Raw genomic sequence first — 22,635 nt, 5'->3', positions numbered from 1 at the left:
AGTACGATGGAAGGTCAAGGTCTTATTTCACATTTACGTTCATTGGGATTTACTGAAATGGAAGGCAAGATCATTGTTAGCTTGTCCGAGCAAGGCGCGATGACGGGATATGAGGTTGCCAAGAAATTGGGGGTGTCGCGTTCCAATGTATATGCTGCACTTCAGCGGCTGGTGGATCAGGGGGTTATTTTGCATCGGAATGGCGACCCCTCGCAATATACCGCATTACAGCCGGAAGAGTTAACACGAATATTAGCATCGCGCTTGGATGCCTCGCTTCACTATGTTCGGGAGCATATGCCGGTCACAGAGGCCGATGAATCATCGTTCTTTAGTATCGAAGGCGAGCGTGCCGTAGTTGAAACGATGAAGCGGGTATTGCAGGAGGCCAAGCTGGAGATTATTGCAGATGTATGGCCAGAGGATGCTGCGCTCATACGGGAGCACTTGGCATTAGCGGAGTCGCGAGGAGTCAAGGTTCTCTGGTCCATAGCGGGCACAGATGACAATGCAAGCGTTCGGATGCCGTCCTTGTTCAATTGCGGGGATTCACGCCGAACGCGGCCATTTGCCTTTATTATAGACCGGAAGGAAGCTTTTGTCGGTTCCATGGGGGAAGGTGCAGCAACGAAGGCGCTGTTGACCGAGCACGCGGCCATCACCCGGCTTGTATTGGACAAATTCGTGCAGGATCTGGTGTTATACGAGTGGAAAAGTGAAATGGGCACAGAAGATGTTGAGTCCTTCAATAAGCGGATGCAATCGGTGATTTCATCCTATTTCGATTAGTATTAATTTTGTCTAAATTGCGACAACTTGCTAAAAATGACCGAAATGTGAAACCGGTCAATGCACCTTATCGTAAAGTAGTATATCTACATGCGTAAATACCGGCAAGGAGAATCGGTAATTAGATGAATTACACATGTATGTTGAAGAACCCTCATATGCATGGTATGCGCCGATCTTCTTTCGGAGAAGATACGAGGGAAGACAGCTGCGCCCAGAGACAGCAAGAGGAGGACATCGTATGGAGTGCATTGTACATTTTGAAGTCGTTCATCGCGGAACTGATGATATCGCAAAGCTTCGTGGCTTGGTTATGACACCGGATAAAGAAAAGCCCACTGTGGATGATATGCAGGATATGCTGCGTATGATGGGATATGAGGTTCATATCGCGGATGAGGATGCGCTTCGATTCGAGCCGGATCGCGCAGGCACCGATGTGGAGGAAATTCGGATCAAGAAAATAGACACGGGCGAAGAAGTATATACACCTGATATGCAGCTCCGTGCGATTGCAGAACAGTTAATGAGTAAGCCGAACCGCTCAATCTAAGTCGGCTCTATTCTGTTCGTATGAAAAAGGAAAAGGCCCTCTTCCTGCAGACATCATCATTAGGATGGTGTGGTGCAGCAAGAAGGCCTTTTATCGTTGTTCTCTAACAGGAACAGCGTATGTTGTTCGTTACGCTTTCGCTTCGGATTCGCTCAGTACAGAAGTACAGTGTCCGCAGCGAGTTGCCGCCTTAGGAATTTCCGATAGGCAGTATGGGCAAGACTTTGTTGTTTCTTCTGCCGGTTCTTCTGGGTTCTTGCGATGGAATGCATTGATGCCTTTAATAAGCAAGAAGATAGAGAAGGCAACAAGGATGAAGTCGATAATGATGCTGATGAATTGGCCGTATGCGATAACAGGAAGTCCTGCGGCTTGTGCTTGTGCCAATGACGTTACGTCTTGATCGCTCAGATTGATGAACAGATCCTTAAAGTTTACTCCACCCATTAATAATCCAAGCGGCGGCATAATGAGATCGTTGACAACAGAAGTGACGATCTTATTGAAGGCGCCGCCGAGAATAACACCGACTGCAAGATCGATAACGTTGCCTCGCATTGCAAATTGCTTAAATTCTGCGAAAAATGATTTGACTTTAGATTCTCCCACGAATGGTTCCCCTTTCTCATGTAGGCATTACCATGTAATACTTACCCTTATACGTAATACAGAAACAGCTTGTTTACACAATCTTCGATTCATGATGATAGCTTGTTGTTGACTGAAGCAAGAATAGCTTATGTCTCCTGATTGTAGCCCGGAGTGGAGTAGTGCCTGTCCGTTCCCCATCACCGTATGCAACGCGATTAATGGATGATGTAATATGAACATCATATCCACGCAGCATTGAAACATATGGCAGGTTTACATGGTTGCCGGAAAATACAGTTGGGAATAGTCTCATTAAGGTCCAACGACTGCAGCCGTGTACGATGCACACATCCACTTCGCCATCGCCAGGGTCAGCTTGTGGGCAAATTCGGATTCCCCCTCCATAGGAGGTCGAATTGGCAATAGCCGTTAACCAGACATTATCATATTGATGTATAGTACCGTTGATTGTTATCGTTGCTCTCGAAGGCTTGAATTTGAACATTGTGATCAGCGCGCCAATCACATAGGCAGCGGAGCCGATACCGAGTCGATTACACCAGCGCTTGTAGCGGCTCTCGTTGACGGCTTCTGCCACTTCCGCATCAAAGCCTGTCGCGAGCGCGGTTAATGTCCACTTATTGTTGGCCTGTATCAGATCGACAGCAGTTCGCTGCCCATGAAGAATGGTATTCAGTGCTTGCAATGGTTCAATAGGTATATGGAAACCCCAGGCGGTATCATTGCCTGAACCGGCGGGAATGACTCCTAATGCAGCTTGGGTTTCTAAAAGAATAGGCAGTAGACGATGGATGGTTCCATCTCCGCCGAGTACTGCAATCGTAGAATGGGGATATTGTGTTAGATGTGCACGAACGTGCTTCTCTGCTTCTTCTGGCGTTGCTGTAACACAGGCGATATATTTCGTACCAAGCTGCTTTAGACGCGATTCTACCAAGTGCCATGTAAGCAGCCCTTTTCCATTGCCTGCATATTGATTGATTACAAAGAGCATCAAGATTCCATCTCTCCCATGTTTGCCGAATCAAAGACGTTCATACAGGTATAAATAGAGATTGCAACTTACCATTATGCTGTTTTCTGCTATTCCATAATAGCAGAACGTCTACAGTTTGGGGGGATTTTTGAGCAGGAAGTTTATATCAATTGTAAATGTTTGAGAGAATAACGAGAAACATCGCTTTATTCTAGTTTTTCTTCCGCTGACGGAAAAGGGAAAAGAGGAAGGCTGTCGAATGGGTATATGAAACATAAACATTTTCCATTTACATCTCATGTACATGCAAATAGTTCAGGGGAGGGTCAATGTGATGTCCATGTTCAATCGTTTCCTTGGAAGCATCGGTCTCGGCACAGCTCAGATCGATACGCTGCTGGAACGTGGAAGATATGCGCCGGGCGAGGAAGCGCGTGGAATTGTGAAACTGCGGGGAGGTCATGTTCCACACTATGTCGAGTGCCTTGAGCTTGTATTAATTACAAATTATGCACGTCAGTTAGATGGACGGAGTGAACGGAGCTATTGTGAACTCGAGCGCTACATTGTCTATGAATCCTTCTCATTGGGTACGAATGAGACGAAGGACGTGCCGTTCTCCATTGTACTTCCGAATCGGGTTCCATTAACGATCGATAACACCCCTGTATGGCTGATGATAGATATGGGCATAGAACGCACCTGTGCTATAGAGCCAAATGACCACGATCGAATCGAAATTATCCCTACTGTTGAGCAAAGCATTGTCATCGACGGAGTGAACCGTCTTGGCTTCCGTCTACGGGCTGCGGATTGTATTCATGCCCCGAGAATTGGCGGGAGATTCCCATTTGTACAACAATTTGAATTCGTCCCAACCTCCTACTTCCGTGGGGAAATTGAAGAGATGGAGCTTATTTTTCTAGCAGCAGAGCATCAGACAGAGCTTCTTGTCTTTTTAAATGGTCGTGCCCGTAATGTGCGGGGGATGCTGGTAGATGCGTCCACTACAGTTGATCATTTTCTTCGCTTTCCGTTAACGAACAATGAATGGCGCAAGATGGGTGCTGAAGGGTTTGCTGGTGAATTGGCAGAAATGATCCGGCAGCACTTGTAAGCGATTGCTGTAACGCTGCATTGTAACATGACGAAGGGAGAGGTTCAAAGCTGGATTCAGCCCAAAATCTCTCCCTATAGAGATCATACACGTATGAATATGCGCTGCTTTATTTGTCACCACGATCCGTATGCTTGCGCGGACTTGTTTGCTTGGATTGCTGTTCGGCATCATCGGATTTGGCTATGAGCCGCTGATCGGTTCCTCCAGTATGATGATTATCGAACAGATATTGTTGAAGCTCCCATTCTGAAGCGCCTAGCTGAGGATCGGAAGGGAAGGTTTGGCCCCGATGCAATACTTCTTCACGTCCCCATTCATTAGCGTAAATGCCATCTACTTCAACACGTTCTCTTGATATCGGATTCATCTTATGTTCATTTTCTGTCATGGGTCATGAGCTCCTTTCACGTTTGCTGCGTGCAAGCGATAAGCTTTAAGTGATGGATATCCACCTCATCAAAAGCTCTTATTAAGGTGCCCCGCCAACTTAAAAATATCCTTGTATGAATACGTACAGGAGAGACGTATTAGAAGTGCGGCATCATGTTCGTTCATAGTTGGTAATGTGCCTCAAGCTTCTTCCCGCCAAGCCATAACAGGAATAGAGCAGCAGCCGCAATGAGAATGCGCCAAGGATGATGGATAAATCCCTGCCAGTCATGACCGATGAAGGCCATAATGAAGATAACGACCGACTTGCCGGCAAATACGGCGCACACGAAGGTGCGAAATGGGATTGTACTAATTCCAGCAGCGATATTAATAAGCGCTGACGGCGTAAATGGGAAACAATATAAGATGAACAGCGGAGTAAACCCTTTTGTTTCTAACCATGTAAAGAAGCGCTTAGACGAGGGCAGGTTTTTCTGTAGGTAGGTACTGAACCGCCCTCCGAACTTGCGTGCCACCCAAAAAACCAAGCATGCCCCGAGGCTTGCACCGATCCATGAATAAAGGAAACCAAGCCACAGGCCGTAAGCTGCTGCGTTAGCCATAACAAATACGATGAGTGGTAAAAATGGTAGAACAGCCTCTACGAGCGGGAGCATGATTCCAGGTAACGGTCCTAGATTCGAATACTGCTGCATCCAATGCTCGACTTGATTAAGATCCAAATGTTTAAGCCAGTTAATGGTGTTATGTATCCACTCCCACAAAATAAGTTCCTCCCCGTTGATGATAGCTACTATATATCTGCTCAGTATCCTAGTACATGTAACGTATTAGCGGCCTATTGGTTTCGGCAGCTTTAGACGTACTGCTTCATGCGGTTAAGAATCACGCAGTTCCCACATGATGAATATAGACCCAATCGCTGCAAATATCAGTGCAAGCTATTGCTCTGCAAACCATCGTGACGGGAATAGTAAATAGACAATAGAAACGATACCGAATAAAGCAGCGCTGATCCATACTACTGTACTGGCAGAAAAGGCACTCGCGATAACCCCGCCAAGTACGGGGCCAATTAAAACACCGATGCCTTCAACTGTGGATAGCAGGCTCCATCCTAATCCTTTCTGGCCTGATGGAACATATAAGGCGAGAAGCGCATTCCAAGCAGGCAGCACAGCAGAATAAGAGAGGCCAAGCAGCACCGCGAGTCCATAAGCAACCCATTTTGAAGGGTGCAGTGACAATGACGCAAGCGTCAAGGCAAAGATACCGAATCCAACAACGAGGAATGGCTTGCGACTGCTTTTATCCGACCATTTGCCCATCGGAACAAGTCCTAGCACTGTACAGCCCCCGCCAAGCAATAAAAGAAGCGAATATTCACGGTGCTCGGTAAAGGAAAGCGCCTCTGCTGCGAATGTAGGCAGAATCGGTACGAGCATACTTGCTCCTAGTGTCTGTAGGATCATACCCGGCAGCAGCGGCTTGATAGCCTTTAGCTTCTCTCGCAATGCTTGCCACTGCTCACGCAAAGGAACAGAGATGCGTTCCGACTGCTTGTCGCCAGAGATGAAAAAGCTCAGCAGCCAAGCGGAGGTAGACAAGATTACCAGCAGCCAATAAGAGAGGTTAGGCTGAAAGTCTAAAATGAAGTTTAACACGACAGGACCGGCTCCCATTCCGACTAGCCATATCATATAGAGGAAGCCCATTTGCGCTGCGCGCTGATCTTCCTTTACCTTGGTTAGACATACGATCCATACAGGGGATATTCCTACACCATATAGGGCGGCGGCGAAGATGAAAACCCATGGGATATTTCCGTAATGAAATAGAGCAACACCTGCCAGTGAAATGAGCAGGCCAATATTGATAATCAGTCTAGGCGAGAAGCGATCGAGCAAATATCCAATGGCTGTTTTGAGTACAGTATCGGTCAAGTAGTGTGCAGTAATCGCTGTTCCGATAATCGCCAGACTGATATGCAGCGTGTGTTCGCCGTAAATGGGGATGAATGATACGAGCGCTGCTCCACGCACAAACTCCACGAAGAACAAAATGACAGCGAGCAGCCAAATATCTTTCCCCATGCTTAATGCACGAATTCCTTTCACATACAACGCTCCTTTCCTGATTATACCATTATATCGTGCGGAAGTAGCTGTCGCCAGCGGCGACAGTTCGGATTGCATATTAAGAATATGTAGCTGACAGCAACGTGTCCTCCATCCATCGCCTTGGATGTCTCCAGCGGCATACCCGGGGGCAGCCGGCGAACACAACAGTCATGGAGCGTGATGGTATGACATAGATGACTTGTCCGCCATGTCCAACGGCACAGGCTGCATCTTCATTGCCAAGGCGATGAAGCCACCATTGGTATCCGTAAGCACCGTAAGCGGGCAATCCGGACGAATAGGGACAATGGGATTCGATTATCCATTCTGCTGGTACGACGCGATCAATCCCTTTTGATCCTTCATGGTTGGATGGTTTATGAATTCTATTATCCAGAATAAGCTGGCCGAATCGGAGCATATCACGTCCTGATAGATAGAGTCCGATATGGCCAGCAGCATGTCCGTCAGGCGATATGTCCCAGCGATAATGTTCAATTCCGATCGGTGCGAACAAATGTTGTTTTGCATAGTCATCTGCTCGTATTCCTGTACAGGAGGTAAGCAGAACAGATAATAAATGCGAATCAATACTCCGATATTGAAAATGTCCAATTCGTTCTGGATGAACGGGAAGCCGAAGGGCGTATTTAAGCCAACTGCTGCTATGATGAAAACGACGAATCCAGCGCTCACCGAGCCGATTACCTGTCTCCCAGAGCAGGCCAGAAGTCATTGTAAGCAGGTGCTTGAAGGAAATTCGCCGCCAATCTGGATCCTGTTTGCGCCGTTGACCGATGCTTTGCGGCAAATAATCAACAATCGGTTCATGGAGCGGAGGCATCTCTCCACGATGAACAGCAATGCCCACAAGAACAGAAATGAAGCTCTTTGTAGCGGAGCGAAGGTCATATAGCTGACCCGGAACTGTGCCTTCTGTATTTACTTCGGCGATTAGTTGCCCTTGGTTCGCACAAGCAAAATAATACATGCGTGGAAACAGTCTTATAAGTTCATCCAAAGCCTGCTGCAATCGATATGGATCAATACCGGCTCGTTCGGCTGCGTCAATATGAATCGAAAATAGGGAATGCTGATTCATTGAAATCGCTCCTGTTTATTGTAGTAATAATGGAATGCCAGCCTTACGACAGCTAGATAATGCGTTGTATGTTGTTACTAGCATGCCCAATGGAGAAATGATTAAGATATGTTGGTGTGATTTTGCAGTTCGGCTGAATATGATATACTAGGACTAAAAGGTTGCGAATTCCAGTAAGTGAAGCGATAGTCCAATTGATTCTCCGTTGCGGAGCACGATCTACAACGCTTTGGGAGGGAATTTTCATGGCAACAAAAGGTCACAACGAAGTGAAAGAAAGCTTGTTGGAGATGACACGTATTTTCCGTCCGAAAAATCCTCGGAAATTCGTGAAAGAGTACATCCGGAAGTATCGGATTATGGGCGGCTATGAAGATGAATTAACTCAGCTTGTAGAATTGGAAATGTGCAAAATGGATACCAGTGCGTCGTAACTGTTTATCTTGGATGTTACAAAGTACTGAATGCAATCCTGCAAATGTAAGGAATAACTGACAATACGTACAGAATAGGCGCTCCGGTAGACGGGGCGCCTTGTTTGCATGTTTACAAGAATAACATCATGAGCATGATGTCTTAATGGTTAGTTCCACGCATATACTTGTCATTGGACACGTAGTGCAGGAAGGAGGCGGATCATGGCGATTACGAAAACTGCTGCACAACTGGAGCTTATGCAGAAGGCAGGGCATTTAGCGACCTGCTGTCATAGGGAAGTAGCGGCAAGGCTTGCGCCAGGCGTTACAACCTTAGAAATTGATCGATTTGTAGAAAACGCTCAACGAACGACTAGGCAATAATGTTCAAATATTTTTCATATATATTAAGGAAGAAACTTGGGGAGGAATGCAGTCCGCATTTCTCCCCTACGAGACAGCAGCGTTCGCACAGCATTAGGTTGGTCTTTTTCTAAGCAAGCAGATCTTTAGCTGGATCAACGCATCGTGCGATGAATGAGCTTCATAATGTCTCCCTCAGCGAACTGTAGTGAATCTCCTGGGTAAGCATGCATGACGTACGGGGTCAGACCGTTGAATAATTCCATATTGGCGCTAATTCTGACATGCTTAATCCCCGTAGCTTTACTTCGAACTGTCTTGTCAATGGTGTGCAAAAGCTCGTCTGATAATTTATTGCTTTCTTTGACAGTGCGGACTGGACTGTCGGAAGTAATGAACCTTGGCGGCCAGCGATTCGCTTCATGCTCCATATATCGAGCCGTATCCGGTGCGCCGATTTGCGATTGCTCATGCTTGCCGCCGCTGCCAATCGTGCCGAGACCTGCACCGTCAAGCGTGAGCGCCACATAGGCTGTATCTTTGCGCTGCAGGACATAGGCTACACTAACCCCATCCAGATGTCCGACGGTATCGCTGACGGATTGGTTAATGAACAGGGAAGGGTGATCTGCTTTCGTGATCTGCTTTGAAGAATAGTTCCCTGATTGCTGCTGCTGGCTTTGTCCCTCACTGTGCATCTGCGGCAATGGATTGGGGGAGGGGGTGGACTGCTCCCTTATCTTCCGATCAGCGTAGTTGGCCTTCGTGTTGCCGCTTGGCGATTTCGACTTCTCAGCCTCCATGCCAGCGCAAGCGGATGTAAGAAACAGGGCAGCAATGATACTGATTGTGACAATCCGGTGAACGCAGTGCTTATTGTTGTGAACATCATTTGACAACTCCATTCAACCTCCTTGTTTACTTCCCTTAGTGTTCAAAATTCAACATTCGAGTATGCAGTTTATAGATTTTTGTGTTCATAACAGGCAACTAACTGCCAGAAATTGAGTGGTTTCGACACAGTCAAGGAGACTCATCTCACTTGTTGAAACCGTTTACAAATACTGATATAAAGCCGTTTTTCGCAGTCTTTGAACACTTTGTGAACTGACCGGGAAACATTGACAAATAAATATATGGAAATTATATTTAGGTAAGTGATTGTAGTAATTGACAGGATTACGACATCCGTGTTCAAAACCGGGTTTTGCCTGAAGGCATTCGTTTTGAAGAATGGCTTCTGATGGAGAAATATTACCGGTTCGAATCGAATATGCATGCGCCTTCATTGCGTAATGGGCGAGTTGCGCGATGATCGAATGGTTAATATTGGCTCAATTGGATGAACGGCAGCTTGAATCACTTCTGGGCCAAAGGCACACCTGCATATTAGATTTCGACACAGCATGTGATGGGGTAATCAGCGAAAACGTACAAAGTGGGGTTGATCAATGATGAATCGGTGGCACGCAGTGAAGCGACTACTTCCACTGTTTGCCGGACTCGTCTTGCTCCTGAGTGCTTGCGGTCGTGCTGATATATCGGCTCTTAATCCGCAGGGGCCCATTGCAGACAAGCAGTTCGGATTAATGCAGTTGGCGATTACGATTATGACGCTAGTTGTTATTGTCGTATTCGGTATTTCCATTTATGTCGTCCTTCGCTATCGCAGACGACCGGGACAGAACGAAATTCCGAAGCAAGTCGAAGGGAACCACAAGCTTGAAGTGATTTGGACGGTCATTCCGATCATCCTCCTCATTATTTTGGCAGTTCCGACAGTGAAGTATGTATTTGCTTTCGCTGAGGATTACAGCCAAGACAAGGATGCAATTAAGGTTAAGGTAATAGGGCACCAGTACTGGTGGGAATTCGAATATCCTGAGTACGAAATTACAACAGCTCAGGACATGATTGTTCCGAATGGAAAGAAAATTGCGCTAGAGCTGAAGACAGCTGATGTTCTTCACTCCTTCTGGCTTCCATCCATTGCGGGCAAGATGGATACGAACCCTACCGGTAACGTCAACAAGATGTACATAGAGACGTACGTAGAGGGCGTGTATCGCGGGAAGTGTGCCGAATTATGCGGATACTCCCACGCATTTATGGAATTTAAAGTGAAGGCGGTCAGCGAAGACACGTTCACGGCTTGGGTTAATGAAATGAAGGCTGAACCAAAACCGTTCGAAGGTGACGCACAAGTTGCAGAAAGCTTCAAGCAAAATTGCTTGTCCTGCCATGCTATCGATAATAAGCCGTCCATGGGACCGAACTTGAAGGGGTTTGGTAGCCGTGAAGCAGTTGCTGGTATCATGCTGAACCGGGAAACTGCTGATGAGACACTGGATCAGAAGAAGGTTGAAGAGCATCTTCGCCAATGGATTCAGGATCCTGAGAAAGTGAAGCCAGGCAATAAGATGCCAGCATTCAAAGATAAGTTGTCCGAGCAAGAGCTCAATGGCATCGTGAAATACTTGGCAGAATACAAGCTTGATTCCTTGAAAGCAATCAATAAGCAGTAGATTTTAGCATCTTCTAGGGGAGGTAACGACCTTGGCTCACACGGTGAAGCGACATCGCGGCCTGATGGATTGGCTGACGACGGTCGACCATAAGAAGATCGGCATTCTGTACCTTCTTGCCGGAGCGCTTTTTTTCGGTATTGGCGGTATTGAAGCCATCTTGATCCGGATACAATTAATTAAGCCAATGAATGATTTTGTCAGTGCAAAAGCATTCAACGAATTGATTACGATGCACGGTACTACGATGATTTTCCTTGGTGTTATGCCGATTATTTTTGCTTTAATGAATGCAATTATTCCTTTACAAATTGGGGCTCGCGACGTTGCGTTTCCATTCTTGAACGCATTAGGCTTCTGGACATTCTTTTTCGGCGGCCTGCTGCTGAACCTGAGCTGGCTGATGGGCGGCGTTCCTGATGCAGGCTGGACATCTTATGTACCGTTATCTAATACAGATTACAGTCCAACGCATGGCGTCGATTTCTACACGATTGGCTTGCAGATATCAGGTCTCGGTACACTCATCGGGGGGATTAACTTCTTGGCGACGATTATTAATATGCGCGCGCCGGGAATGTCCTTCATGCGCATGCCGATGTTTACGTGGGCGTCTTTCATTACGTCCGCACTGATTCTGTTTGCATTCCCTGCTGTAACGGTAGGTTTGATTTTGCTGATGTTCGACCGCTTGTTCGGCGGGAACTTTTTCTATGTACCGAATGGGGGAAGCGTGGTGCTCTGGCAGCACATCTTCTGGATTTTCGGTCACCCTGAAGTTTACATTTTGATTTTGCCGGCATTTGGTATTATTTCCGATGTTATTAGTACGTTCTCTCGTAAGCGGCTATTCGGATACAGCTCCATGGTATTCGCTACGATCTTGATCGGATTCTTGGGCTTCATGGTATGGGCGCACCATATGTTTGCAGTTGGCCTTGGGCCAGTAGCGAATGCGCTGTTCTCGATTGCAACGATGCTTATCGCCGTACCAACCGGTATTAAAATATTCAACTGGCTGTTCACGATGTGGGGCGGTTCGATTAAATTCACCGCAGCCAATCTGTATGCAGTAGGCTTCATCCCAACATTCGTTATGGGTGGGGTTACGGGCGTCATGCTGGCCTCCGCGCCTGCTGACTTCCAGTTCCATGATACGTACTTCGTTGTAGCGCATTTCCACTACGTTATCGTAGGCGGCTTGGTGCTTGGCTTGTTCGCTGGTCTCCATTTTTGGTGGCCAAAGATGTTCGGGCGCATGCTGCATGAAGGATTGGGCAAGGCTACGTTCTGGATGTTCTGGGTTGGTTTCCAGTTAACATTCTTCGTACAGCATTTCCTCGGTTTGATTGGCATGCAGCGTCGGGTGTTTACGTATTTGCCGAATCAGGGGTTCGATCTAATGAACCTGGTAAGTACAATAGGTGCAATTATGATGGGTATCGGCGTTCTTATGTTCTTGTACAACATCGCAATTACGTCAAGAAAGCCAAAAAATCTGGGCAACGATCCTTGGGAAGATGGACGTACGCTTGAATGGACAATTCCTTCTCCACCTCCAGAGTACAACTTCAAGCAAACTCCGCTTGTTCGCGGTTACGATGCTTGGTGGAAAGAAAAGATGGAAGGCAACACGGAGATGCAAGCTGCAGAACCGATCGGTTCTATCCACATGCCTTCGCCATCCATTCTTCCATTCATGATGTCAGTAGGCTTATTCGTTGCAGGTTTTGGTTTCATGTTCGCGAAGGATGAGTTTAACAACGCATTGTTGAACGGTCTGTTCCATAATCATATCGTTGCAGGCTTCGGCTTGCTGATTACATTCGGTTGCATGTTCCTGCGTTCGATCAAGGACGATCACGGTTACCATATCGAACCTGAGGAGCTGGAGCAGAAGGGGGTTAAAGCATGAGTGCACCAGCACATCACGCAGAAGGGCAATGGCCTCATGAGCCGGAGAAGGCAACCCTAGAAGGCCGCAACAAGGTCGTTGGCTTCTGGTTGTTCCTCGGTGGAGAGGCTGTATTGTTCGGTACACTGTTCGCCACATTCCTTGCACTGCGCAATCAAATTGGTGATGGCCCTGCCGCTTCCGAGCTGTTCAAGCTTCCGATGATAGCAGCTGCTACACTGATCTTGTTGACGAGTTCCCTAACGAGCGTATTCGCGATTCAAGCGATGCATCGCAAAGAAATAAAATCAATGCTCAGCTGGCTCGCTGTTACTGTCGCGTTGGGATTGGGATTCTTATGCTTGGAGATTTACGAGTTCGTTGAATATGTTCATGAAGGGCATACGTTTACAACGAGTGCCTTCAGTTCATCCTTCTATACACTCGTCGGATTCCACGGCGCGCACGTTGCCTTTGGTGTCGTATGGATTACACTCGTTATTTTGCAAACGATGAAAAAAGGCTTAAATCTGGTGACAGCACCGAAGATTTACGTTTCCGCGCTGTACTGGCACTTTATCGACGTTGTATGGGTATTCATCTTCACGGTTGTATACCTCATGGGAAAGGTGGGTTAACCAAGTGACAACACACCAAGTAACATCAGACAACTCGAAGCGTCGGCATAAGCACGAAGGCAAGCAGAAGCATATTATTGCCTTCATCTTCTCTATTGTGCTCACCCTGATTGCTTTTGCTACTGTAGGTGCAGCGGGTGAAGTGAACCCAACGTTCACAGTTATCCTCCTTCTTGTTATGGCGGTCTTGCAGGTCGTCATTCAGATGGGATATTGGATGCACATGAAAGATAAAGGACATATGATTCCGATCATGTTTATGATACTCGGAGCCATCATAGCCTTTACAGCCATTATTATGGCCGTATATTGGGTATGGTGGTAAGTCGGATAGGAGAGAAGAGGGGACGCGAAGGAGCGTCGCCTCTTTTTCCGTAATAGGGATAAATGTGGCGAAATAGTGGCGTCTCAGGGGATTGCAGGAAGAGGAGGGCTGAACATAGATGTTTGGGTTGACAGAATACTTCAGTTTCTATGATGTTTGGAGTCCGTTGTTCCTAACAGCGACGGTACTAATCAATGTGTTGTACTTCGGACTGACGGGGCCATTTCGGGATCGGTTCCCTTCATCTGAACCGGTGCCAGCTTCGAAGAAGCTGATGTTCGTGATTGGGACAGGCTTACTCTATATGGCCCAAGGCGGGCCTATTAACATGATGAGTCATATGATGTTCACCTTCCATATGGCGATGATGGCATTGTCGTATATTATTGTGCCGCCGCTTCTGTTATTAGCTGTTCCGTCCTGGTTATGGCGTTATGTATTGGATCGCAAGCCGCTGAGGCGCTTGAAGCTATTTACGAATCCTATTCTCAGCGCTGTCTTATTCAATACCTTGTTCTCTTTCTATCATGTGCCAGCTGTACATGATTACGTCATGACTCATTACACGGAGCATATCCTTTACTATATTGTATTGTTTATTGCTTCGATGCTTATGTGGTGGCCGATCGTTGTTCCGGTACCGGAGTGGAACTCATTATCAGATGTGAAAAAGATGGGCTATGTCTTTTTGAATGGTGTTTTAATTACCCCTGCGTGTGCGTTAATCATATTTGCGAGCGAGCCTCTTTATGCCACCTATGTGGACAAGGAAGCCTGGGTACAAGCAATGGGGTATTGTATATCCGGTGATCCGGTAAAAATGCTTGCCGCATTTGATGGCCCCGACTTTTTTAATTGGTTCAAGCCAATTGAGGATCAACAGCTCGGCGGGATCTTAATGAAGCTGATTCAAGAAACGATGTACGGCTGCATCCTCTTCTATGTGTTCGTTCATTGGTTCAGACGTGAGAGCAGAGATGATGACGATTTTGTGGACACCGCAGTAGAAGGGCAGTTGAATTCGTAAAAATGCTCTATAATGGGTAGCGTAAGCAGAAGCAGATCAAATTGGACTGCTTCATTGCCGATGCAAATGAGGAGGGCGTTTCATTCGTGGATCTGTACTTTATTATGCCAACTATCAGTACGACTTTCATCGTCGTCAGTGCTATTCTTGTCGCTATCGGTTGGGCTCAAATTATTAAGGGCAAGCGGGAGCAGCACAAGAAAACGATGTTCGCGGCAGCTGTAGCTGCGTTAATCTTTTTCATTATCTATATGTCCCGCACGATTTTTGTAGGCAATACCGCATGGGGCGGCCCGGATGATCTCAAGGTATATTACCTAGTCTTCCTGTTGTTCCATATCGTGCTCGCGGCTGTAGCGGCTGTGTTCGGCTTGACGACATTGTATACGGGCTATAAAGGGCGTTATGCGAAGCATCGCAAGCTGGGCAAGTTCACCTCGGTAATTTGGTTCATTACCGCTATTACAGGGGCTACTGTATATATCTTACTGTATATCTTGTACCCAGGCGGCCATACGAAGCCGGTACTAGACGCAATTTTTGGTCTGTAATCGATCTGAATCCGATCCATGAAGGGGAGCCAAGCTGCTTTTCATGGATCATTTACTTTACATAGGCTCTAGGCTGTTGCGTGATAAAAGCTCGTTCTATGTGCACCTTGTGCTCGTGAACGGGCTTTTTTTACGTGATAAAAGACATCAAAGGAGAACAGATCGTGAACGGTATAATTTGAAGGCGACGAGGAGGAGTGTTGAGATTTCCCTAATGATGGATTGACAAATGGAGGAATTACTCACTATACTGTGTATAAAGATATACACAGTAAGCACAGTGATCATTAGATAAGCACATCTCCTGTTTAAAGTGGGGAAGGGCTGTAAATAGAGCTCGAGGGGGGATATTGGGATGCGTGGGCATTATCGAGATGCGTGGAAAATTGTAAGGAACGATCTGATCCGATTCAAGTGGGGAATATTCATGACGATCGTGTTCAGTGCTTATATGGCCGTAATGAGCGGTCTGATGCTGAAAGCGCTTCTGAATGGCGTTGAGCCTGCATCGAAAGCGCTTAAAGGGATGACGGATTTTGTGTTTCTTGTAACGATCCCGAATTTTGGCTTCTTTTTCACCCGAAGATCGATGCGTTATATGAAGGATGACTCGTATACGAAGTGGATACGGAAGCTGCGCATACTCCCAATCGATGTGAAGACCGTAGTGCTTTCACGTACAATGCAGATGCTCGTGGCTTTGTTCATCAATATGAGCGTCATGTTAGTGGGGCAATACATGCTTAGTGAGAAAATCAGAAGCCTGGGCTGGATCAGCAGCATCTCCTATGTACTCATGCTGATAGCGTTCGCTATAACTATTAGCTGGGTATATATCTCGCTTGAGGTGAGCCTGAGCGGGCGATTATATATGAGATACTCATTTATTCTACTAGGTATTATAACGGTTGTGTCCGTTCTGGCAGGGGCAGCCAATGAAAGCATCTTGCAGAGTGCAGTAGGCGTAGCAGAATCGCATCCTTGGATCAGTATCGTATTGTCTATAGTCGTCATTGTCAATTCGAATGTAATCGGAATGAACCGATTGCGCAAAATCGTTTTGAAGCGAGATTGGATATAAAGGAGAACAGCAATAAATCAGGAGGTGATGAGGAGCGGTGTTTATCCCTATTCAAATTAATGAGAACAGCTCTGAGCCGCTGTATGCCCAGATTAAGCACCAGCTTCGCGCACTTATCCTGAGCGGGCAGGTAGAAGAGGGAATGCTGCTTCCGTCCATACGCGAGTTTGCCAATCAGCTCCAATGCAGTGTTATTACAGTAAGAAGGGTATATCAAGACTTGGAGAATGAAGGGCTGCTGCGAACGAAGCAGGGCACAGGGACATTTGTAACACCGGTTCAAGCGGCAGAGCGTGACAGGTATCGGAAGGAAGCGATTGAGCGTGCGCTTGAACAGGCTGTCGAGGCTGCGATGCATGTGGATGTATCGACAGAGGAACTGATGATGATGCTCCGTGAAATCATCGAGCGCAAGCGTAGCGGAAGCTAATGGGACAAGGAGGGAGAAGCGTTGGACAACCAAGATGTGATACAGATGAGGCAGGTAGTTAAGAAGCGCGATAACTTCCATATCGGCCCACTAAATCTAAGCATTCCGCAGGGCTGTGTCACTGCTATTGTCGGCACGAATGGATCTGGCAAGACGACGATACTCGGAATGAGCATGGGGCTTGTTCAACCTGATGAAGGAACGGTAGATGTCATGCAGCAGAAAACAGTGCCGGAGCTAAGCCCAATTGTGAAGGCGCGTATTGGCTATGTAGGTGAAAGTTCCGATTCAGAGTACGATGATTTAACACCGGAGCAGCTTGTATCCTTTATCTCGCAATGGTATCCGCTATGGGATTGGCAGCTTTATCACCAGCTAATGGCGAAGTATGAGCTGTCACCGAAGCAGAGGCTGGGCAAGATGTCGAAGGGCATGCGGCGCAAGCTGGACTTGATCGTCGCCATGTGTCCACAGCCGGAGCTGCTATTGCTTGATGAACCGTCTTCTGGGTTCGATCCACTGTCTTGGCGCATGATGATCGACGATTTGCATAAGTTTCTGCAGGATGGGAAGCGCACTATTCTTATCGCCACGCACATCGTAGATGAGGTGAAGCGATTAGCGGATTATATTCTGATCGTGCATAAGGGCAAGATCCTTCAATTTATAGAGAAAGATGCCTTATTCGATGCCTGGAAGTTGTTCGTTGTAAACGGTGAGGCAGCAGATTACGAGGGTGCGCCAGGGTTGATGAAGGCTGTATCAGAGCGCTTTGGAGCAAGGCTAATTGCATATGATGCAACTCACTTAGAACGATTTTTGCAGGATGAGGGAATTGAGGTCGTTCAGACGCATGCCTTGGAGCTGGATGACATTTTAGCTTATATGATTGAGATGCATATTGAGGGGAGCGTATACGCGCAATGAATCCATTAAAGTTGCAGCAAGTTGTGAAGCAGTACGGTGACAAGACAGCCGTGAACGGTCTTAGCTTGAAGGTAGAAGAAGGAGAAATCTACGGATTGCTTGGCGCGAATGGCGCCGGGAAAACGACGACGATGCGGATGGTGCTTGGTCTTATTTATCCGGATGGCGGTTCTATTACGTATCATGGCAAGCCGTATCATGAAGGGTTGACTCGCATCCTCGGATATTTGCCAGAGGAACGTGGAATGTACCCGAAGGTGAAGATCAGCGAGCAAGTAACGTACTTAGCACAACTGCGCGGGATGAAGCGTGCGGAAGCGGATAAAAATCTGAAATATTGGCTGGAACGCTTCAATGTACCGGAGAATTACAATAAGAAGATCGAGGAGCTTTCTAAGGGGAATCAGCAGAAGATAGGCTTTATTGCCGCCATTGTGCATAAGCCGAAGCTGCTTATTTTGGATGAAGCATTCAGCGGGTTGGATCCCGTTAACGTGGAACTGTTGAAGGAGACGGTTAAGGAGCTGCGCGATCAAGGAACGAGCATTTTGTTCTCTACGCACCGGATGGAGCATGTAGAGGAGCTGTGCCAGAACCTTACTATTTTGCAAAAGGGGAATGCAGTGGTTCAAGGCTCGCTGCGCGATTTGAAATCTCAATATCCGCGTGAACATGTCATTTTGCGTACGAGTGGAGATGTGGATGGTTTAGATCGCATTGCAGGTGTTCAATCCGTATCCAAAATCGGAGACGGCTATAAGCTGCGCATTTCCAATGAAGCCGCCGCGCAGGATATCCTGCAGCTGGCCATGGCGCAAGCGACGGTGCAGCAGTTCGAGCTGAAAGAGCCGACTTTGAACGAGATCTTCATTAAAGCAGTTGGAGGCGAATCTAATGCATAACTTGGGGACGGTCATCAGATTCACGTTGAAGACGAAAATGATGACGAAGTCGTTCGTCATTACGACAATTATATTAGCACTCATTATGACAGTTGGGGTTAACATACCATTTTTGATCTCTCAATTTTCGAGCAATGAGCCAACATCGATTGGTCTTGTACAGGGCGGTGATTATGCGGAAATTGCGAAGTCATTCGAGGAGCAACTGACGAAGCACGGCAGCAGCGACTTGAAGCTTGTTCCGTCTGCTTCTGAGGAGGAACTGCGCAAGAAGGTGGACTCCGGTGATCTGGAAGGCTATCTGAAGTTCGATCCGAAGAAGGATGCAGCGGGCAATGTAGAGAAGCAAGCGTTTCCGCAGGTTGTGTTCCACGGCAAGGATGAGCTTGGACATGGCGATGAAGCGACAGTTACCGGCGGTTTAAGCGCGGTGAAGACAGAGTGGCTCGTTAAGAATTCACTTACCGAACAGCAGAAGGCAGAACTGAGCAAGCCAGTTACGATTGATACACAGAAGATCGTGAAGGAAGGCGAGAAAGCGACGGAAGAGAATCCGATGCAAAAAGGAATTTCCATTATTGTCGTGATGGTGTTAATTGTGCTGTTCTTCATGACAAATACGATGACAGGCAACATGATCGCATCCGAGGTTACACAAGAGAAGAGTTCGCGTATTATGGAAATACTCATTACGAGCGTCTCTCCGCTGGCGCAAATGTTCGGGAAAATTATCGGGATGTTCCTACTCGGACTGATGCAAATTATTGTGTTCTTCGCAGTGGTTGTTATTAACCTCCTGCTGCCTCACAATGCGGCTCCATTGAAGGATCTCAACTTTGATATTTCGATGATTGACTGGACGGTAGTAGGCGGCGGATTGCTGCTCTATGTACTTGGCTATTTCCTGTATGCAACACTATTCGCGGCAGTAGGCTCGATCGTAAGCCGGACGGAAGATTTGGCACAGGCGGCTATGCCGATTTCACTGCTCACGATGGCGGCATTCTATATTGCAATCTTTAGCGTCTCGACACCGAATACATTACTGGTGAAGGTAAGTTCCTATATCCCGTTCTTCACACCGACCTCGATGCTGCTGCGCATCGGGACAGACAGTGCAGCATGGTGGGAATTCTGGGTGAGCATTGCGATTTTGATTGTATCCATTCTGTTCTTTGGCTGGCTCGCTGCGAAGATTTACCGCACAGGCGTCCTTATGTATGGCAAGCGTCCATCGTGGAAAGAAATCCGCAAGGCGATGAAAGCGTACAAGATTTAGAGATACATGATTACTGTGATGCGAGTAACAGTTATAATTGGGACTGATTACAACAATAAAAGAGACAAATGATGGTATATGTTTGAGACAATGTATATTTACCTGATAAGCCAAAACCTTTGGTCTATCAGGTTTTTTCTATTTATCCACCTTTATTTATGTATATCATGTTTGGGGGCAAGTGATTGAGAAAGCAGGTTATAAAAGCATGTTTCTTTTTTTTTTTTTTTGAGGGTTTGCAACAATTTCGTTTCGTCATTTGTATACATAATAGAATGTCGAAAAACAGAAGGAATGCTGATATATTTGCAATGGTAAATGAGGCTCTTTCTGTACCCTTTCATTTTAAATAAAAATTATGGGAGGAAAGTGCAATGAAAATTACGAAATCTATGATCACGGTTGCAAGCCTAGCGGCTTGTTTGTCTGTTGGCAGCATGAGTATTCAGGGTAATGCTTATGCCAGCATTACCTCCGTGAAGTCGGCAGGCGGCAACAAGGCCACGGATGCAATCAAGCCTGCGAAAAAGGAGAACGATCACCTAAAAGAAATTAATGTTGCAGCGGGTAAAACGTTCGATATCACGCTAGAGGAAAATGTGACGACCGGATACTCCTGGAGCTATGTAACCGATCAAAGCGGAATTAAACTTGTGGCAGAGAAGGGCCAAGAATCAAAGCAGGGCGAACCTTTCGCATTAGGTACGGGGAACGAAAAAACATGGACGTTTAAGGCCACCAAGCCGGGTACGTATACGTTGACATTTACCTACTCCCGGCCATGGGAAAAGGAGCAGAAGGCTGCGGATACGAAAGTGTACATGATTAAAGTGACCGAACAGGATAAAATAGCTGAAAAACAGCAGTCTCCGGCTGTGTTGGGAGTGGATAAGGTAAACAGCGTGAAAACGGGGCAATGTTTCAGCGTAAACATGGAAGAGAACACATCGACCGGATACTCCTGGAGCTATGTAACCGATCAAAACGGAATTAAACTTGTGGCAGAGAAGAGCCGAAAGCCTAATCAGGGCGAATCTTTCGCATTAGGTGCGGGGGATGAAAAAACATGGACGTTTAAAGCCACCAAGCCAGGTACGTATACGTTGACATTCACCTACTCCCGGCCATGGGAAAAGGAGCAGAAGCCTGCAAAAATGTTAACTTATACGGTAAAAGTAAACTAATGCTCCGTTGCTTCACAACATGGGTTCCGCAAAAAATAAAAGGAGATCGTCCTGTTCTTAGGAATGGGGACGATTTCGTCTAATCATCGAATCAGGAGGAAGGCTTGGTAGGAGGTCAACATTGGATATCATTGAACAAGTATACAGCAATCCGAAGTATCGCTATATGCGATATATTTTATCTTTGAGCAGTACGCTGCTGACACAGATTCGGAAATTGACCTCAAGATGGAATTGTGGATATGCACATGCCGTGGCCAAGGATTCAACCGAGGAACAGGAAGGTATCCAGTACAAAACAGAAAGGCTATTTGAGGAACACGGAACGGCCATCTTGCGTTTGTCGTATTCGTATTTGCACAATCTCACCGATGCCGAAGATGTACTGCAGGATACATTGTTACAATACATGCGGTCTGTCCCTCGTTTCGAAAATGCTGCACATGAAAAAGCGTGGCTACTGCGGGTGGCAATCAACATCAGCAAAAATAAAATCAAGTCTAAAGAGAAGCTCGACGATGCTGAACTGGACGAAGGGCTACTTTCAGACGATGAGCAGGATTTGAAGTTCGTATGGGAGGCAGTAAGCAACCTGACGGTCATCTATCGCGAAGTGCTGCATCTGTTTTACCAGGAAGGGTATTCGACCGCGCAGATTGCACGGATATTAGACAAAAAAGAAACGACGATCCGTTCGCTTTTGCACCGAGCCAGAGAGAAGCTCAAAATCGTTTTGAAGGAGGATTATGACTTTGCCGAATAAATATAACGAGATCATGAACAGGGTAACAGTCACTCCTGATATGCACGAGCGGATCGTGCGAAACATTCGCAGCGCGGACTTAACCCCTCAAGAAAAACGATTTCTGAGATTGTTTCATCATACCAAAAGAGTCACTTGCGTGGCTGTTTGCTGCCTGGTTCTCCTCACCGGTACCCTAGTGACTACGTATTATTATCATCAGGATGATACAGTCCCCAACGTCCAGGGCCCTGGCCCTGTGTTAGTATCGCCTGGCATTAAGGAGTATTCGTCGCTGCAGGAACTTGTGGCTGGTATCGGGTTTGAAGTAACTGATATTGGGGGAATTCCGTTTGAAGTGGAGGACACGAGCTACTTTTCAATAGGCGTAGAGACGGCTCAAATTCGTTATAGCGGTGCCAATAACAGCCTGACGTTTAGGATTTCGCCCGGCACGAACGATAATAGCGGCAACTATGAAGAGTATGGTGACGCGAACATCATTCAAATCGGAAATGAACAGGTGACCATCAAAGGCAATCAAGGCAAATATGAACTGGCAATATGGAACTCGCATGGATTTTCGTATTCCTTGAGCCTGAAGAAAGGCGTCAGTGAAGAAGAATTGTTGTCCATGATCAAGTCAGTGGGGTAATACCTTCAAACTTATTGAAAAAATAGATCAT

Annotated in this window: 26 protein-coding genes; 19 read left to right on the top strand and 7 right to left on the bottom strand. The window is 46.7% G+C overall.

All coding sequences use genetic code 11. From position 1 onward, the window contains the following. The first annotated feature begins 6 nt into the window (after positions 1–6). Both ACQ5BJ_RS15575 and ACQ5BJ_RS15570 read left to right on the top strand, forming a co-directional pair. Positions 7–789: a TrmB family transcriptional regulator gene (locus ACQ5BJ_RS15575; protein ID WP_005543476.1), complete on the top strand. Its 783-nt coding sequence runs from the start codon at positions 7–9 to the stop codon at positions 787–789. Between the two features lie 241 nt (positions 790–1,030). Continuing rightward, complete coding sequence (locus ACQ5BJ_RS15570; RefSeq protein ID WP_005543475.1) at positions 1,031–1,342, top strand: hypothetical protein; 312 nt, start codon at positions 1,031–1,033, stop codon at positions 1,340–1,342. A 129-nt stretch (positions 1,343–1,471) separates the two neighbouring features. Here the strand turns inward: ACQ5BJ_RS15570 and mscL are convergent, their stop codons facing one another. Then, positions 1,472–1,951: a large conductance mechanosensitive channel protein MscL gene (mscL, locus tag ACQ5BJ_RS15565; protein ID WP_005543473.1), complete on the bottom strand. Its 480-nt coding sequence runs from the start codon at positions 1,949–1,951 to the stop codon at positions 1,472–1,474. A 73-nt stretch (positions 1,952–2,024) separates the two neighbouring features. Further along, on the bottom strand, positions 2,025–2,948 hold the full coding sequence (locus ACQ5BJ_RS15560; RefSeq protein WP_430111591.1) for a diacylglycerol/lipid kinase family protein: 924 nt from the start codon (positions 2,946–2,948) through the stop codon (positions 2,025–2,027). A gap of 316 nt (positions 2,949–3,264) precedes the next feature. Here ACQ5BJ_RS15560 and ACQ5BJ_RS15555 point away from each other — a divergent pair, with 316 nt between their 5' ends. Beyond that, on the top strand, positions 3,265–4,047 hold the full coding sequence (locus tag ACQ5BJ_RS15555) for a sporulation protein (RefSeq protein ID WP_268620889.1): 783 nt from the start codon (positions 3,265–3,267) through the stop codon (positions 4,045–4,047). Between the two features lie 109 nt (positions 4,048–4,156). Here the strand turns inward: ACQ5BJ_RS15555 and ACQ5BJ_RS15550 are convergent, their stop codons facing one another. From ACQ5BJ_RS15550 to ACQ5BJ_RS15535, 4 genes are all read right to left on the bottom strand, one after another. Beyond that, positions 4,157–4,438: a hypothetical protein gene (locus ACQ5BJ_RS15550; protein ID WP_005543468.1), complete on the bottom strand. Its 282-nt coding sequence runs from the start codon at positions 4,436–4,438 to the stop codon at positions 4,157–4,159. Between the two features lie 163 nt (positions 4,439–4,601). Further along, positions 4,602–5,207, bottom strand: coding sequence for a TVP38/TMEM64 family protein (locus ACQ5BJ_RS15545; protein WP_005543467.1), 606 nt, complete (start codon positions 5,205–5,207; stop codon positions 4,602–4,604). A gap of 177 nt (positions 5,208–5,384) precedes the next feature. Then, positions 5,385–6,560: an MFS transporter gene (locus ACQ5BJ_RS15540; RefSeq protein WP_430111379.1), complete on the bottom strand. Its 1,176-nt coding sequence runs from the start codon at positions 6,558–6,560 to the stop codon at positions 5,385–5,387. A 79-nt stretch (positions 6,561–6,639) separates the two neighbouring features. Then, on the bottom strand, positions 6,640–7,665 hold the full coding sequence (locus ACQ5BJ_RS15535) for a serine hydrolase domain-containing protein (protein WP_430111376.1): 1,026 nt from the start codon (positions 7,663–7,665) through the stop codon (positions 6,640–6,642). 245 nt (positions 7,666–7,910) lie between these two features. Between ACQ5BJ_RS15535 and ACQ5BJ_RS15530 the strand changes: the two genes are divergently transcribed. After that, a complete protein-coding gene (locus ACQ5BJ_RS15530; RefSeq protein WP_005543464.1) occupies positions 7,911–8,099 on the top strand; it encodes a hypothetical protein in 189 nt (62 codons plus the stop codon). 204 nt (positions 8,100–8,303) lie between these two features. Then, entirely contained in the window at positions 8,304–8,465 is a 162-nt protein-coding gene (locus ACQ5BJ_RS15525; RefSeq protein WP_367667489.1) for a hypothetical protein, read from the top strand. A gap of 134 nt (positions 8,466–8,599) precedes the next feature. On the opposite strand, the gene ACQ5BJ_RS15520 is transcribed toward ACQ5BJ_RS15525, so the two are convergent. Beyond that, entirely contained in the window at positions 8,600–9,349 is a 750-nt protein-coding gene (locus ACQ5BJ_RS15520; protein WP_430111373.1) for a hypothetical protein, read from the bottom strand. Between the two features lie 546 nt (positions 9,350–9,895). On the opposite strand from ACQ5BJ_RS15520, the gene coxB reads away from it, so the two are divergent. From coxB to ACQ5BJ_RS15450, 14 genes are all read left to right on the top strand, one after another. Then, entirely contained in the window at positions 9,896–10,969 is a 1,074-nt protein-coding gene (gene coxB, locus ACQ5BJ_RS15515; protein ID WP_040734902.1) for a cytochrome c oxidase subunit II, read from the top strand. A 64-nt stretch (positions 10,970–11,033) separates the two neighbouring features. Further along, on the top strand, positions 11,034–12,884 hold the full coding sequence (gene ctaD / locus ACQ5BJ_RS15510) for a cytochrome c oxidase subunit I (protein ID WP_051135070.1): 1,851 nt from the start codon (positions 11,034–11,036) through the stop codon (positions 12,882–12,884). Continuing rightward, positions 12,881–13,501: a cytochrome (ubi)quinol oxidase subunit III gene (locus tag ACQ5BJ_RS15505; protein WP_005543460.1), complete on the top strand. Its 621-nt coding sequence runs from the start codon at positions 12,881–12,883 to the stop codon at positions 13,499–13,501. The genes ctaD and ACQ5BJ_RS15505 overlap by 4 nt, the downstream gene beginning before the upstream one ends. A 4-nt stretch (positions 13,502–13,505) precedes the next feature. Further along, positions 13,506–13,826, top strand: coding sequence for a cytochrome C oxidase subunit IV family protein (locus tag ACQ5BJ_RS15500; protein ID WP_430111370.1), 321 nt, complete (start codon positions 13,506–13,508; stop codon positions 13,824–13,826). Between the two features lie 118 nt (positions 13,827–13,944). Beyond that, positions 13,945–14,853: a cytochrome c oxidase assembly factor CtaG gene (gene ctaG, locus ACQ5BJ_RS15495; RefSeq protein ID WP_005543458.1), complete on the top strand. Its 909-nt coding sequence runs from the start codon at positions 13,945–13,947 to the stop codon at positions 14,851–14,853. A gap of 86 nt (positions 14,854–14,939) precedes the next feature. Continuing rightward, the gene (locus ACQ5BJ_RS15490) at positions 14,940–15,404 is read left to right on the top strand and encodes a DUF420 domain-containing protein (protein ID WP_005543456.1); all 465 of its coding nucleotides are present in this window, start codon (positions 14,940–14,942) and stop codon (positions 15,402–15,404) included. Between the two features lie 355 nt (positions 15,405–15,759). Beyond that, entirely contained in the window at positions 15,760–16,485 is a 726-nt protein-coding gene (locus ACQ5BJ_RS15485) for a hypothetical protein (protein WP_005543454.1), read from the top strand. A gap of 37 nt (positions 16,486–16,522) precedes the next feature. Next, positions 16,523–16,915 carry a GntR family transcriptional regulator gene (locus tag ACQ5BJ_RS15480; RefSeq protein ID WP_005543452.1) on the top strand — a complete coding sequence of 131 codons (393 nt, stop codon included), beginning with the start codon at positions 16,523–16,525 and terminating at the stop codon, positions 16,913–16,915. Between the two features lie 21 nt (positions 16,916–16,936). After that, a complete protein-coding gene (locus ACQ5BJ_RS15475; protein ID WP_005543450.1) occupies positions 16,937–17,842 on the top strand; it encodes an ABC transporter ATP-binding protein in 906 nt (301 codons plus the stop codon). Then, the gene (locus tag ACQ5BJ_RS15470; RefSeq protein ID WP_430111364.1) at positions 17,839–18,744 is read left to right on the top strand and encodes an ABC transporter ATP-binding protein; all 906 of its coding nucleotides are present in this window, start codon (positions 17,839–17,841) and stop codon (positions 18,742–18,744) included. Before ACQ5BJ_RS15475 ends, ACQ5BJ_RS15470 begins: the two co-directional genes overlap by 4 nt. Further along, on the top strand, positions 18,737–20,023 hold the full coding sequence (locus tag ACQ5BJ_RS15465; RefSeq protein WP_430111361.1) for an ABC transporter permease: 1,287 nt from the start codon (positions 18,737–18,739) through the stop codon (positions 20,021–20,023). The genes ACQ5BJ_RS15470 and ACQ5BJ_RS15465 overlap by 8 nt, the downstream gene beginning before the upstream one ends. Before the next feature lie 374 nt (positions 20,024–20,397). After that, a complete protein-coding gene (locus ACQ5BJ_RS15460; RefSeq protein WP_430111358.1) occupies positions 20,398–21,207 on the top strand; it encodes a protease inhibitor I42 family protein in 810 nt (269 codons plus the stop codon). A 121-nt stretch (positions 21,208–21,328) separates the two neighbouring features. Further along, positions 21,329–21,970 (top strand): RNA polymerase sigma factor, encoded by a 642-nt coding sequence (locus ACQ5BJ_RS15455; RefSeq protein WP_430111356.1) that lies wholly within the window; start codon positions 21,329–21,331, stop codon positions 21,968–21,970. A gap of 238 nt (positions 21,971–22,208) precedes the next feature. After that, on the top strand, positions 22,209–22,604 hold the full coding sequence (locus tag ACQ5BJ_RS15450) for a DUF4367 domain-containing protein (protein ID WP_430111353.1): 396 nt from the start codon (positions 22,209–22,211) through the stop codon (positions 22,602–22,604). Positions 22,605–22,635 lie beyond the last annotated feature (31 nt).

Origin of the sequence: Paenibacillus sp. B1-35 (genome assembly GCF_050474385.1) — a bacterium.
GTDB lineage: Bacteria > Bacillota > Bacilli > Paenibacillales > Paenibacillaceae > Paenibacillus_B > Paenibacillus_B alvei.
The sequence above is the reverse complement of the archived record's forward strand: the minus strand, read 5'-3'. Positions and strand labels throughout refer to the sequence as shown.

What these genes read in the sequence shown, in the direction of transcription:
- ACQ5BJ_RS15575 (WP_005543476.1), top strand. Translation starts at nt 7, where the DNA reads ATGGAAGGTCAAGGTCTTATTTCACATTTACGTTCATTGGGATTTACT.
- ACQ5BJ_RS15570 (WP_005543475.1), top strand. Translation starts at nt 1,031, where the DNA reads ATGGAGTGCATTGTACATTTTGAAGTCGTTCATCGCGGAACTGATGAT.
- ACQ5BJ_RS15560 (WP_430111591.1), bottom strand. Translation starts at nt 2,948, where the DNA reads ATGCTCTTTGTAATCAATCAATATGCAGGCAATGGAAAAGGGCTGCTT.
- ACQ5BJ_RS15555 (WP_268620889.1), top strand. Translation starts at nt 3,265, where the DNA reads ATGTCCATGTTCAATCGTTTCCTTGGAAGCATCGGTCTCGGCACAGCT.
- ACQ5BJ_RS15550 (WP_005543468.1), bottom strand. Translation starts at nt 4,438, where the DNA reads ATGACAGAAAATGAACATAAGATGAATCCGATATCAAGAGAACGTGTT.
- ACQ5BJ_RS15535 (WP_430111376.1), bottom strand. Translation starts at nt 7,665, where the DNA reads ATGAATCAGCATTCCCTATTTTCGATTCATATTGACGCAGCCGAACGA.
- ACQ5BJ_RS15530 (WP_005543464.1), top strand. Translation starts at nt 7,911, where the DNA reads ATGGCAACAAAAGGTCACAACGAAGTGAAAGAAAGCTTGTTGGAGATG.
- ACQ5BJ_RS15525 (WP_367667489.1), top strand. Translation starts at nt 8,304, where the DNA reads ATGGCGATTACGAAAACTGCTGCACAACTGGAGCTTATGCAGAAGGCA.
- ACQ5BJ_RS15520 (WP_430111373.1), bottom strand. Translation starts at nt 9,349, where the DNA reads ATGGAGTTGTCAAATGATGTTCACAACAATAAGCACTGCGTTCACCGG.
- coxB (WP_040734902.1), top strand. Translation starts at nt 9,896, where the DNA reads ATGATGAATCGGTGGCACGCAGTGAAGCGACTACTTCCACTGTTTGCC.
- ctaD (WP_051135070.1), top strand. Translation starts at nt 11,034, where the DNA reads ATGGATTGGCTGACGACGGTCGACCATAAGAAGATCGGCATTCTGTAC.
- ACQ5BJ_RS15505 (WP_005543460.1), top strand. Translation starts at nt 12,881, where the DNA reads ATGAGTGCACCAGCACATCACGCAGAAGGGCAATGGCCTCATGAGCCG.
- ctaG (WP_005543458.1), top strand. Translation starts at nt 13,945, where the DNA reads ATGTTTGGGTTGACAGAATACTTCAGTTTCTATGATGTTTGGAGTCCG.
- ACQ5BJ_RS15485 (WP_005543454.1), top strand. Translation starts at nt 15,760, where the DNA reads ATGCGTGGGCATTATCGAGATGCGTGGAAAATTGTAAGGAACGATCTG.
- ACQ5BJ_RS15470 (WP_430111364.1), top strand. Translation starts at nt 17,839, where the DNA reads ATGAATCCATTAAAGTTGCAGCAAGTTGTGAAGCAGTACGGTGACAAG.
- ACQ5BJ_RS15465 (WP_430111361.1), top strand. Translation starts at nt 18,737, where the DNA reads ATGCATAACTTGGGGACGGTCATCAGATTCACGTTGAAGACGAAAATG.
- ACQ5BJ_RS15460 (WP_430111358.1), top strand. Translation starts at nt 20,398, where the DNA reads ATGAAAATTACGAAATCTATGATCACGGTTGCAAGCCTAGCGGCTTGT.